Below are 11,717 nucleotides of genomic sequence, written 5' to 3'. Positions count from 1 at the left end.
GGGGAATAATAACTCCGCAGTCAACAGTCAACAGTCAACAGTCAACACTTAACAGTCATCAGTCAACAGTCATCAGGATAATAAACAAATTTATGTCAAATTCTAATCATCATCTTACTGCCGAACAAGCCAAAAAAATTTTGAATAAATTCAACTGTCTAGACATCGCACCTGTTCTCAAACCAGCAGAAAAAGAATCAATTCGTAATGCTTTAATTTTGATGGCTAACCTTGCTGACTATGAAATTTTGGGAATTTGTGCTGATACAGCAGAAGAAGGAATCTTAGCTATGAAAACCTATTCTTTGGCCTTTGGTTACGAACCACCAAGCAATTTACCTACACCTGAAGGGCCAGTTTATATCAAATTAAATGGCAAAAATGGCTTATGTTATCTCGATTCTTATGCCGGACATCATCGTGGTGTTTTAGTATCTTGCCAATCTTTTAACGAAGGCGGAATCAACGAAATGTATGGACATTTGCCGTTAGATTTATTCGTTTGAAATTCATCAATAGGCAATAGGCAATAGGCAATAGGCAAAAGTGTTAAAATTTGCTTTGCGTCGAAGTTTTATGATTAGCTCATGTCCTAATACCATTTCTTTGTGAGGCTGCACCAAATTTTCTTTCTTTCTTTCTTTCTTTCTTTCTTTCTTTCTTTCTTCCTTTCTTTGTGTCCTTTGCGCCCTTTGCGGTTCGTTCCTCATATAATTTGGCGCATCTCCATACAGAATTGGTATAACCTTCTTTCCTCCTCCTTTTCTTCCTTTGCGCCTCTGTGCCTTTGCGTGAAATAAAAACTTCTATATTATAAATTCTATGACTCTCATCACCCTGCAATCAGTTAAAAAAGACTTTGGCATCAAAGAAATTTTAAAAGATGCCAGCTTTAGCCTAGACGCGGCCGATAAAGTCGGCTTAATTGGTACTAACGGTTCTGGCAAATCAACCCTACTAAAAATGATTGCCGGCTTAGAATCAATCGATAGCGGTCAAATTTTAATTAACTCTGGTTCTAAAATTATCTACTTACCGCAACAGCCAGATTTAGATGAAAATCGCACAGTGTTAGAGCAGATTTTTGCTGACAGTGGCGAACACATGACTTTAGTGCGCGAGTACGAAGAACTTTCTGATAAATTGGCTCACTATCCAGATGATAGCCAAATCATGTCTCGCCTTTCTGTGGTGATGCAACGGATGGATACAACTAATGCTTGGGAACTAGAAACCAACGCTAAAATTATCCTCACCAAATTAGGAATCTCTAACTTTGATGCCAAAATTGGTACTTTGTCTGGAGGCTATCGCAAACGCATTGCTTTAGCCACAGCTTTGCTAGCAGAACCAGACGTTTTGCTCATGGATGAGCCAACAAACCACCTCGATGCTCTTTCTGTGGAATGGTTACAAAGTTATTTAAATCGCTATCGTGGCGCACTTTTTCTCATCACCCACGATCGCTATTTTTTAGATCGCGTCACCAATCGTATCGTGGAAATAGACCGAGGCGATATTTACACTTACACAGGTAACTATTCATACTACCTCGAAAAGAAAGCGTTAGCGGAAGAATCTGCCCTTAGCACCCAACGCAAACATCAAGGCATCTTGCGGCGGGAGTTGGAATGGCTGAAAAAAGGGCCGAAAGCCAGAAGTACCAAACAAAAAGCCAGAATTGACCGCGCTCACGCTTTGCGAGATACTGAATTTAAGCAAGTCCAGGGTAAAGTGGATATCTCTACAGTTGGTCGTCGCATTGGTAAGAAAGTTATTGCATTAAATAACGTTTCCAAAGCTTATAACGGACGCACCCTAATTAAAGATTTCACCTACGAATTTAGTCCAGAAGACCGCATTGGCATCATTGGGGCTAACGGTGCGGGTAAATCCACTTTAATGGATATTATTACAGGAAAAATTCAGCCTGATATCGGTAGTGCGGAAATTGGGACTACAATTCACATTGGTTATTTTGACCAGCATTCTGAAGAGTTGCTGACAGCTTTGAACGAAAATCAGCGCGTGATTGATTATATCAAAGAAGAAGGGGAATTTATCAAAATTACCGATGGCACTCAAATTACTGCTTCCCAAATGTTGGAGCGATTTTTGTTTCCTGGCAATCAACAATATGCTCCCATTCATAAACTTTCTGGTGGCGAAAAACGCCGTTTATTTCTGTTGCGCGTTCTCATGAGTGCGCCGAATGTTTTAATATTAGACGAACCGACAAATGATTTAGATGTCCAGACATTGGCAGTCCTAGAAGAATATTTAGAAGATTTTGTCGGCTGTGTAATTGTAGTTTCTCACGATCGCTACTTTCTTGACCGCACCATCGACACAATTTTTTCCTTTGAAGAAGGTGGGAACCTGCGCCAATATCCAGGCAATTACTCTGTTTATCTGGACTACAAAAAAGCTGAAGAAGCAGCACAGCAACAAGCTGCTGCTACTAAAGAAAAGCCGAAAAATGTCGAAGTTCAAAATGGTGCAGCTTCATCCAAGAATACCGAAACTCAAAAGCGGCGGAGATTATCGAATTGGGAGAAAAAAGAATTTGACCAGTTAGAAGGTAAAATTGCCCAGTTAGAAGCTGATAAAGCACAAGCCGAAAAAACACTCGCAAATGTGCCTCCAGGGAATTATACTCAAGTGCAGAAATTGTATGAAGAAGTGGAATCTTTAAAACAGGCGATCGATGTGGCGACTGAACGGTGGTTAGAATTGGCAGAGATGGAATCTTAATTACTAGATAGGAAAGATTGTTTATTTGTAGAGACGGCGATTTATCGCGTCTCTTGCCTTAACCGACAAGTAGTAGATGTAGGTTGAGTTGAGCAACGCAAAACCCAACATTCCGGTCGATATTGGGTTTCACTTCGTTCAACCCAACCTACTTTTATTACTACAGGAGTTTTGGCGTGCATGGCATATACTACTCTATGATTATTCTTAACAGAATTCTCTTGAAGATCAGTAATGAACAGCATCTTTACCCCCGAAGAAATTACTGCCCTCTCTGCGGAAATTGACCGCCAGTTAATAGAACTGCGCTCTGCTCCAGATTCAGCGCTAAAACAAGGAGAGGATAAAATTTCAGATGAAAAATTGCTGGTAAAACAAACCGCAGCAATTACAAATCTTACACAAGAAAATTCTCAGAGTTTTTTGCAGAAATTTGGACGCGCTGCTAAAAGTGATTTGTGCCAAGAAGGGGGAATGCTGAATAAGCAGTGGAAGAAATGGGGCGATTTGGATAATAAGGATGCTGTGGAACGCTTGGGTGCAGTGTTGGTAACGATGGGTTTTTCGGGCGATGTGCTATCTCCTCTGGTTGTGGCGGTGACGGTGACGATTATTCACATTGGATTGAAAGCTTTTTGTGAGGATTATTCTTCGGAAGTAGATCATAAATAATTTTTGTCTCACGCAGAGACGCAGAGGCGCAGAGAGTGAGAGTTTTAAGAGTTGAGAGCAACGCCTTTTTGATTTGTAACTCTCTCAATCCGATTATCAACTACTAAACAGCTAAATTTCTAATTCCTCTCCGCGCCTCTGCGCCTCTGCGTGAACCTTAAAACTCTGCCAACAACGCCTCAAGGGATTGAGGGTCAGCAATACCCCGCAGGATAGCGGAGATAATCATAGACTCTTCCAAATTTAACGGCTCGCACAGTATATTCTCATCTCGCTCGCCGACTAAGATACGACGGATGGCAGCATCGAGATTTTGCCAACCTTCTGCGGCATTCTCCATCTCAATTTCTAGCTGTTCCCTGATTTCTGCATTATGCATAGCAGCTACCACCCCTGCAATAAACTGCCCATATTGCCGCAACTCATACTGTGTCCCCGCAAATGCCGCTTTTGCCTGCCTCGCTTGGCGACGATATTCTTTCGCTTGGGTGCTGTCGCCCTGCTTGTCGGCAATATCTGCCAAGGTGTTATATGTTTTCCAAATCTCAGCCGCAGCCGGGTATAAGGTTTTCTGGATAGCTAATGCTGATTCTGCCAATTGTCGGGCTTCGCTGAGGCGGTGGGGTTGCTTTTGTAGTATGAAAGCGAGGTTACTTAATATTTGAGATGCAGTTGCTTGATTTTCTAATTTTTGAAATTGATTCAAAGCCTTACGAAACCAAGCCTCTGCCTCTCCTAGTTTGCCAACAAAGTAATTGAGCTTGCCTAATTGAAACCAAGTACTTGCTGCATATTCCAGATTTCCTAGAGATTCTGTAATTTGTGCTGATGTTCGGTAGGCATCTTCCGCAGCGTCCCACTGCTTGCCTTCTTCGTACACCCTACCCAGTTGATGCCAAACTATGGCTTGTTGTGCTGGTTCGTTGAGTTGCTGGAAAGTAGTCAGTACTTCTCGGTAACGCTGTTCTGCTTCTGGGAGATTGCCTTGCAGCATAGCTAGAGTGCCGAGTTGCCCATTTGATACCGCAGCCCCACTCAGGTTTCCAAGTTCTTTTTTAATAGCTAATCCTGCTTCATAAGCAATGCGTGCCTCACCATAATCTCCCATATTTGTTAGCGCATCTGCCAATTCAGTCTGCAACGTTGCCATCAGTTTCTTTACACCATCAGACTGTTCCAACTGCTGCGCCACTGCCAACCCCTGGCGGTAGATTTGTGCTGCTTGTGCTGTTTGTCTTTGGAATTCAAAGCACCGCCCCAGACTACCCAAAGTAAAACAACGGTTATAACTTGGTTGCTCGCCCAACTCTGCCAGTATCTCACTAAACACCTGCGCTGCTTGTTGATAGCGACTTGCATTGAATAATTGCTCACCTGAACTAGTACGGCTGAGAAACCATGTATTAGAACTTACTTCCCCAGTCAACTCAGCAATCCGTTGATTTAGTCTAGTGCGATCGCGGTTAAGTCCAAATCTGTCGAGAAACCAGTTTACCTTGCCAACAAACTCTACTGCCCATTCTGCACCTGCATCCAACGCCCCATCAACTGCATAAAGTAAATTCGGTAATTCCCGTTGAGCAATGGCACGGGCAAAATGAGGGTTTTTGCTATCTTCAAAATACAAATACTGAGAAACTTGATAATACCACTCTTGATAACGGGCAAGCAGTTCTGTCTGTGCTTCTGGGGATAAACGCGGCCACAAGGCAGGGGCTAAGGTGGGGTGAAATTTAAGAAAAGCCGCATCAACTTGAATTAACCCAGTGGCTTCTAATGCTGGTCGCAAAGTTTGCCACTGTGACTCAGAAATTTCTGTAATCTTAAGCAAGAAAGGTTCAAATGCCCCGCCCTGAAACACGCCTAAACGAGGCAATAACTGCATTGCTTCAGCATCCAACCGTTCTAAAGATAAATTCAACGATGCCAATAGGGGATTATCTGGTGTTTGGGCAATCAACGCTTCTAAGCGTTGTCCCAACTCTGCCGGACGGCGACTTTCCAACTGTTTCGCTAACAAACCAATGGACAGGGGATGAAAATCCACCAGTTTAAATAATTCCAACAATACTTCGCGTTTCGGTGGGTCAAATTTGGGTGCTAGCGTCAGTTTAATCAAACTCTGGAAATACGCTAGGGCATCTTCTTGTCCCAAACCTCGCAAAGATAAGGATATATCTTTGCGACTGCCTTGTGTGGGATAATCGGGATGGTGAAAATCTGGGGTGCGAGTGGTGAGTAATACCCGACATTCCCCAACCTCAGACCACTGTTTGGCCACGGTTAACAGTTCCCGTAGAGTTTCTGCTGGTAAGGTTTCTAAGTTATCTAAAATCAGCAATGTGGCTTGCTTACGCAACGCCTGAGTTGCCGCCGCCCCATCAATTAAACTCTCGTCTAACACTGTCGCCAGGGTGCTAACTGCCAAGCCTACAGCATCCACACCACCAAAAGCAGCATAATCAACAAAACAGACTTTCTCAAACATCCCCGTGCGGTGTAACCAGCGTCCTGCTTCCTGGACAAGGTAGGTTTTTCCCTGTCCACCAAAACCCGATACTGTGAGGCGGCGCGTTCCCTGCACAAACCAGCGTTCTATCTGCCACAATTCCCGGCTACGTCCGAAAAATCCAGCTTCTTGTAAATCGGGCAAGTTTCCCCATTTTGGTGACTCGCCGCTTTCTTGGTTGTTCAAGTTTTGATGCAATAACGGCGTATCACCAGCCGCTTGATACAAGGCAGGTAAAAACCAATCTTGCAATTTTAACTGCACCCGGTTCTCACCCCGTTGCCGTTCTCCCCGTTGTTGGTTGAGATACAAGTCTCGCCGCGCATTATCTAATGCTTCACCCATACCAGCACCAGATACTAAACCCTGATAAAATTTAGCAAACAGTTGTTGGGTAGTTGTGACTAATACCGAATAAGTCATTGCCAAGACTGTGGGAATACCTGCATGGGTTAACCTAGCGGCTACACTACCCATTGCATCTTCTCCATCTTCCCCACCCATCGCCGCCGACTGACAGGCAGACAAAACAATTAACCCCACTTTTTGCCGATTCAGCATATCACCCAAGGTTTCGGCAGTAATCAGGGCTTTTTTCCCTTCTTGATCCTCAAATAACAAATAACCTATATTGCCGCCGTTCTCGTTCCCGCCTTTAGTTAGTCCCACCGGGTCGCTATGTTTAGCCTGTTCTTGGAAACGCCCATCTAAATCAAATACCCCATGACCGTCAAAATGCACAATATTAACAGGGGGTTTGCGGGAGTCTTCTAGCCGCGCTACTAAATTATCCAAGGTGGCTGGACGCAAAAACTCTACCTCAACTCTTCCGGCTGCTGCTTGTTGAATGGCGTTCAAAACTGCCATTGCTTCACCACGAGGATCAATAAATCCCGCATCACTGGGACGACTGACGACAAACAATAACCGCAATCGGTCTTTGACTTGCACTTTAAACGGTCTGCGTCCACCCCCTGCACCAGCCAAGCGCCGACGAATCGAAATGCGGGGATTTTCGTGAAACAAATAAGTACCTTCTGGGTCGCGTAACAATTCCCAAGGCAGTGATAAAATTGCTGGATGACTAGCGCTGATTGTTAATAAGCGTCCTGGTTGATTTTCATCTTGAAAATAATTAAACAGCCGTTGAGCAGCCCGATTTTGAAAAACTGCATTAAATAAGTCTTCGCCCCATTGCCGGAATTTTTTTGCTATCCCTTCCGCCCGTTTATCGTCTACATCCGTGGTGTAACGTGCCGCATAAGTTTCTAAATACCAGCGAATCTCTTCTCTGTCTGCGGCACTCAACGGTGAGGCAAAATCCAGCCTCTCAGTTTCTTGCCCATCAAATGATACAATGACTTGATTATTCGCTGGGAAGCGGAGATTTAATTCCATAGTCGGCTGTGTGGGCGTGGCAGGTTATTTGAGATAATACAAACTTTTTAGCCTAAATTCCGTAAAAATGCTAGGCGATCGCGTTTGTTTTGAGCATATCTCAATTAACTGGGTAATATTATTGGGTAAGTCATCAATTGCTTTTGTAGCGATTTTTAAATAACAACTGTATAACTCATTATCCCTGATGCGATCGCTTAGCAAGATATTCATCAATAGTCATTGATTCGCCATCTCTATACTCAGCGCGAACTGCTTGAATTTCTGAGAATGTTTCTGCATCGTCTTCATACAATGCTTCTTCAGCTTCAAAAATTTGTTGCTCAATTAACTCTTGAAGTTGACGTTTTTCTGTTAAATCAAGGGAAGATATTGCTTCTGCTAAAACTTCTAAGGAGAGTTGTAGTTTAACAATCGCTGGCATTTTTCTTCTATTAGGTGTGTTTTTTCCACTTTAAACACCATTATGCTGATTTTACAGCTTTTTCATCTCTTTGTAGCACAATAACTCGTAGGGGCTTTACAGCTGTGCATTGGTCTCAACTTAACCTCAAAGCTTTGTCCCACAGCCGTTTACCCCACCCCTCAATCCCCTCCCCTTGCTAAGGGGAGGGGAGGTTTTGCGTCAGCAAAGCCGGGGTGGGGTAAGTCCGGATTAATTGGTAATTGAGTTAAGTTTGATATAACGTCATTACAATGTTTTGACGTTAAGTTGACACCAATGACAGCTGTAAAGCCCCTACAACGTGGTCTAATCTTTTCTTCAAAACCCAAGCGATCGCATTTACCTAACTTTTCCTATCTATAACATTATCTCTGAAATCACCAGCTAGCAAGATATTCATCTGCGTAGGCGAACGCGACTGCGTCTCGTAGAGAAGCCCGTCGTAGGCATCGCAAACTCCCCAACAAACAACAGAAACCGCTATTGTTAAGTCAATAGTGGCTTTTGTTTGTCCAATAGCGGCTTTTGTTCACCCAATAGCGGCTTTTGTTCACCCAATAGCGGCTTTTGTTCACCCAATAGCGGCTTTTGTTCACCCAATAGCGGCTTTTCTTCATCCAATAGCGGCTATCCTCAACCCAATAGCAGCTATCCTCAACCCAATAGCAGCTATCCTCAACCCAATAGCGGCTTTTCTTCACCCAATAGCGGCTTTTCTAATGTTTCTTAGCTCTTGTTTTTACCCCTTGCCTTCTTAAGATGAGTAATTAAATACCGAAATATTACTGATATTAGCTGAAAATTGTACGAGAAAAAATTGCGATTTCTGCTGAACCAGATTTCGATTGAATTAAGGCAAGCTAGCTTTAGAAGTATTTTAAAAGGGTAAAATTATGGCTCTCAAAAAACGTAAATCCAGCGTTTTAGAAAAAGTTGAGTCAAGAGTAGCCGGGATAAAATTGATCGATCCAAATATCAAATTTGATAACGATTCTAGTCTCCAAAAACTGATTGAGTCAATTGAACAGTTACAAAATAAACTCGACGTTCATAATAATGCTCTGTCTTTAGCTGATTCTTCTCTAACTGAAATTGAACAAATGGAAAAGAATTTGAGTGAACTTTCTCAAAAGATGCTAATGCTAATTGCTATTAAGTACGGCAAAGATAGCGCTGAATATGAAACGGCAGGTGGTGTTCGAGATAGCGATCGCCTCCGGAAAATGCGATCGAGCCGCTTGAAAAATTTTGCAGAAAAAGCATTAGATAAGTAGGTGGCAGGTAGACATCTCTATAAATTAATTCTGCATTCACCAATATCCTTGTAGAGACGTAGCAGTGCTACGTTTCTACATTATTAAGTAGGTCAACTTAATTAAACATAAAACAATGGTAGGGTGCGTTATCGCAAAGCGTAACGCACCTCAATTGCTATACAGTCTACAGAGGTGCGTTAGCCTACGGCATAACACACCCTACATTTATTGACATCTACGTATGACGTTTTTTTAGGTTGAGCTACTTACCATTTGACAACCTATATATTTTCCTCAAACAACTTGTGAAAATCAGAATCCTTTCTGGCAACCTTTCTTAGCCGCACTAATCTATAAGATAACACAGCTTTTTGAATCAATTTATCACTTATTTTTTGCAATCTTGAACGATTTCGATATTCAATATTTTTGTGAATGTCGAAATAAATTTGTTTTTCCTGAAGATTAGATTGTCCTTTTTTGATTCTGATTCGCTCTATATTGTCCTTAAAAAACGCAAATTTATCTTCGCGATCGAATGCGATATTCATCCCCACTTTAGCGGCGGCTAGTCCCATAGCATAACCTTCGCCATGATAAATTCCTCGCATTTCAAATAAGTAAGAAATTGTCTGCCAAAGTTGAAAAAACTTCTTTTCTAACCCATCCTGTCCGCGCATAGCAAACATGAATTCATGGAACCACTGCACTTTTTGAAGGTCGATATTTAGTTTTTCAGCTACTTCTTCTATAACTTCAATTTCTTTCGGGTGCTTCATATTTGCCATGTGTCGCAGCAAATCACAACCAGCTCTAGCAGTGATTCCAGGAGGCGAATTCATTTCTTGGACTACAGCGTCAATAATTCGGACATCAGAGTCTAAAAACATACAACTCTCAAATAGTGAGAGAGCCTTTTCAAGGACAAAGCGTTTATCATGATAGCCTTTGACACTTTGAAGGCGGTGCTTAAATGCTAAAACGTGAGGAAATTCCTTAAAAGACTCTGGCTTATCGGTTAGAACGCATAGAGCTGTATTTTGTGCGTGTTGCTGAATATCTTTAGCTAGCATCCTTGCGTGAGTACGATATCTTTCACCCACAGCCAAGGTACAAAAGCAGAATTTCTGAGACATCTTCATAGGATGTAAGTGTTCTTATTACCATCCTTTTCTCATGTTACAGTCAATGTGCAGAATATGGGTTTTATCGAAGGCAGGATGTTATACCAGTTCTCCAAAAAAAGATTACAGATGATGACACGGGGACACGGAGACGCGGAGATTGATTTGTTGCGAAATTTTAGAGAATTGGTCTTAGAAAATAATTGAATGGATCGGGTTTGATTCCTAAATCCATTCTTATACTGCTATCATTCGCACTGGAATGTAATCACCCAAAATTCGGTTAATTACAACGATGGCGCATACAATTTATCGCCAACAATTCCCCGAATTGTCTCTGCTAATTGAGTATATGCAAAATCAGATAAAACTGGCTCTGCTGCTTGTAAATCAATTGCTTGGTCTAAATCAATCCACGATTTACAACCGCCGTATTTAGCATAATAGCCAATTTGTTGTTCTTGGGGTAATTTATAAGTTCTCAAAAGCAAAACATATAGAGGCTGACGTGGTTTCCATTTGAGGCGATCGCTAATAAAGTGTTCGTTCCAAATGTGGAAAGGAAGTAAAGCGTTAACAACATATTCGTCAGTAATCGGCAAAATATCTGTAATTTCAGCCCAACTACCGATGCGAATTGTTTCTGGATGCCACCCTGATGTTACTGGATAAACATCATCAGCATACTCAGGTTTGAGCATAAAAGCTTGTTGATGCTCGTAAGTAGGGTAAAGCAAAATCTGTTTGTGGGCAACTTGAAAATGTCCGTTTCGTTCGTGGATACCGCCTTTGCGGAGTAACATGATTGTTTTGCCCGTCTCCAAGGCATTTATGGTAACAGCCCATTCTTTGAGAGCATGAAAAGTTGTAGTCAATTCCATCAGCATGTACTGTAATTCTAATTTAATTTCAAGCCAAAACCGATAAAGTATGAAACTGTCCAGAGAAATGAATTAGGTTAGCGAACAGCTATAGAAAAACCAACACTAGATACTTTCGTAGTGCAAATCACACCTACTCTTATGGGAACTTGACTAGCAAATAAAAGAATGCGGGTGATAATTGACGAAGCTGACTCAATTAAAACAATTCGAGCAGCATTTAAAACTAGTATCACAACAATTGCTAATGCTGAAGTTTATAGTCAAGGACATTCTGAAAAAATTGTAGCTGAAGCTTTATCTAATGTGCTGCCATTAGGTAGAGTATGCCACCAAAGTTTTCGCCAACTACCTCAAGTATGAACTAGTAATTAAGGCTTGTGAACATTCCCTGACAAACCTAAAAACTGATTACACTGCCCAACAAGAGTTGGAAAAACTGCATTCCATAGCCCTCCTCCATAATTGTAGCCTCCCTCAGTTAGCTTTGGCGTGTTTAATCGCTCAAGTGCAAACAAATGGTAGGGATTGTTGACTGATGACTGATGACTGTTGACTGATGATTGTTGACTGATGACTGATGACTGTTGACTGGGGAATTAAGCTAATCCTCATTCAAATTGCATCTCCGTGTCCCCGTGTCCCCGCGTCCCCGCGTCCCCATCTTCCCATCTCCCC

10 protein-coding genes and 1 pseudogene are annotated in these 11,717 nt (G+C 42.1%); 6 read left to right on the top strand and 5 right to left on the bottom strand.

Going from position 1 to position 11,717, the window contains the following annotated elements; genetic code table 11:
• Positions 1-92 precede the first annotated feature (92 nt).
• Entirely contained in the window at positions 93-506 is a 414-nt protein-coding gene (locus GNE10_RS24330; RefSeq protein ID WP_185567380.1) for a DUF1824 family protein, read from the top strand.
• A gap of 316 nt (positions 507-822) precedes the next feature.
• Positions 823-2,754 carry an ABC-F family ATP-binding cassette domain-containing protein gene (locus GNE10_RS24325; RefSeq protein ID WP_185567378.1) on the top strand — a complete coding sequence of 644 codons (1,932 nt, stop codon included), beginning with the start codon at positions 823-825 and terminating at the stop codon, positions 2,752-2,754.
• Between the two features lie 41 nt (positions 2,755-2,795).
• Here the strand turns inward: GNE10_RS24325 and GNE10_RS24320 are convergent, their stop codons facing one another.
• Positions 2,796-2,999: a hypothetical protein gene (locus tag GNE10_RS24320; protein WP_185567376.1), complete on the bottom strand. Its 204-nt coding sequence runs from the start codon at positions 2,997-2,999 to the stop codon at positions 2,796-2,798.
• On the opposite strand from GNE10_RS24320, the gene GNE10_RS24315 reads away from it, so the two are divergent.
• Complete coding sequence (locus GNE10_RS24315; RefSeq protein WP_185567374.1) at positions 2,989-3,426, top strand: hypothetical protein; 438 nt, start codon at positions 2,989-2,991, stop codon at positions 3,424-3,426. The two genes, GNE10_RS24320 and GNE10_RS24315, sit on opposite strands and share 11 nt — an antisense overlap.
• A 157-nt stretch (positions 3,427-3,583) precedes the next feature.
• Here GNE10_RS24315 and GNE10_RS24310 read toward each other — a convergent pair whose 3' ends face one another.
• Together GNE10_RS24310 and GNE10_RS24305 are read right to left on the bottom strand one after the other, a co-directional pair.
• On the bottom strand, positions 3,584-7,333 hold the full coding sequence (locus tag GNE10_RS24310) for a CHAT domain-containing protein (protein ID WP_185567372.1): 3,750 nt from the start codon (positions 7,331-7,333) through the stop codon (positions 3,584-3,586).
• 178 nt (positions 7,334-7,511) lie between these two features.
• Positions 7,512-7,757 carry a hypothetical protein gene (locus GNE10_RS24305; protein WP_185567370.1) on the bottom strand — a complete coding sequence of 82 codons (246 nt, stop codon included), beginning with the start codon at positions 7,755-7,757 and terminating at the stop codon, positions 7,512-7,514.
• A 518-nt stretch (positions 7,758-8,275) separates the two neighbouring features.
• Here GNE10_RS24305 and GNE10_RS24300 point away from each other — a divergent pair.
• Positions 8,276-8,536, top strand: coding sequence for a hypothetical protein (locus GNE10_RS24300; RefSeq protein ID WP_185567368.1), 261 nt, complete (start codon positions 8,276-8,278; stop codon positions 8,534-8,536).
• Positions 8,537-8,671: 135 nt separating this feature from the next.
• Entirely contained in the window at positions 8,672-9,052 is a 381-nt protein-coding gene (locus GNE10_RS24295) for a hypothetical protein (protein ID WP_185567366.1), read from the top strand.
• 263 nt (positions 9,053-9,315) lie between these two features.
• Here GNE10_RS24295 and GNE10_RS24290 read toward each other — a convergent pair whose 3' ends face one another.
• Positions 9,316-10,107 (bottom strand): hypothetical protein, encoded by a 792-nt coding sequence (locus tag GNE10_RS24290; RefSeq protein WP_260447031.1) that lies wholly within the window; start codon positions 10,105-10,107, stop codon positions 9,316-9,318.
• A 338-nt stretch (positions 10,108-10,445) separates the two neighbouring features.
• On the bottom strand, positions 10,446-11,045 hold the full coding sequence (locus GNE10_RS24285; RefSeq protein WP_185567362.1) for a DUF1802 family protein: 600 nt from the start codon (positions 11,043-11,045) through the stop codon (positions 10,446-10,448).
• A gap of 84 nt (positions 11,046-11,129) precedes the next feature.
• On the opposite strand from GNE10_RS24285, the pseudogene GNE10_RS24280 reads away from it, so the two are divergent.
• Positions 11,130-11,454 (top strand): annotated as a pseudogene (locus GNE10_RS24280) (aldo/keto reductase); the annotation flags it as partial.
• Positions 11,455-11,717 lie beyond the last annotated feature (263 nt).

This window comes from Nostoc sp. 2RC, assembly GCF_014222165.1.
In the GTDB taxonomy this organism is placed as follows: domain Bacteria; phylum Cyanobacteriota; class Cyanobacteriia; order Cyanobacteriales; family Nostocaceae; genus Nostoc; species Nostoc linckia.
The sequence above is the reverse complement of the archived record's forward strand: the minus strand, read 5'-3'. Positions and strand labels throughout refer to the sequence as shown.

Bases quoted from the DNA above. Each gene is read 5' to 3' on its own strand.
- GNE10_RS24330 (WP_185567380.1), top strand. From the start codon at position 93: ATGTCAAATTCTAATCATCATCTTACTGCCGAACAAGCCAAAAAAATT.
- GNE10_RS24325 (WP_185567378.1), top strand. From the start codon at position 823: ATGACTCTCATCACCCTGCAATCAGTTAAAAAAGACTTTGGCATCAAA.
- GNE10_RS24315 (WP_185567374.1), top strand. From the start codon at position 2,989: ATGAACAGCATCTTTACCCCCGAAGAAATTACTGCCCTCTCTGCGGAA.
- GNE10_RS24320 (WP_185567376.1), bottom strand. From the start codon at position 2,999: ATGCTGTTCATTACTGATCTTCAAGAGAATTCTGTTAAGAATAATCAT.
- GNE10_RS24310 (WP_185567372.1), bottom strand. From the start codon at position 7,333: ATGGAATTAAATCTCCGCTTCCCAGCGAATAATCAAGTCATTGTATCA.
- GNE10_RS24305 (WP_185567370.1), bottom strand. From the start codon at position 7,757: ATGCCAGCGATTGTTAAACTACAACTCTCCTTAGAAGTTTTAGCAGAA.
- GNE10_RS24295 (WP_185567366.1), top strand. From the start codon at position 8,672: ATGGCTCTCAAAAAACGTAAATCCAGCGTTTTAGAAAAAGTTGAGTCA.
- GNE10_RS24290 (WP_260447031.1), bottom strand. From the start codon at position 10,107: ATGCTAGCTAAAGATATTCAGCAACACGCACAAAATACAGCTCTATGC.
- GNE10_RS24285 (WP_185567362.1), bottom strand. From the start codon at position 11,045: ATGCTGATGGAATTGACTACAACTTTTCATGCTCTCAAAGAATGGGCT.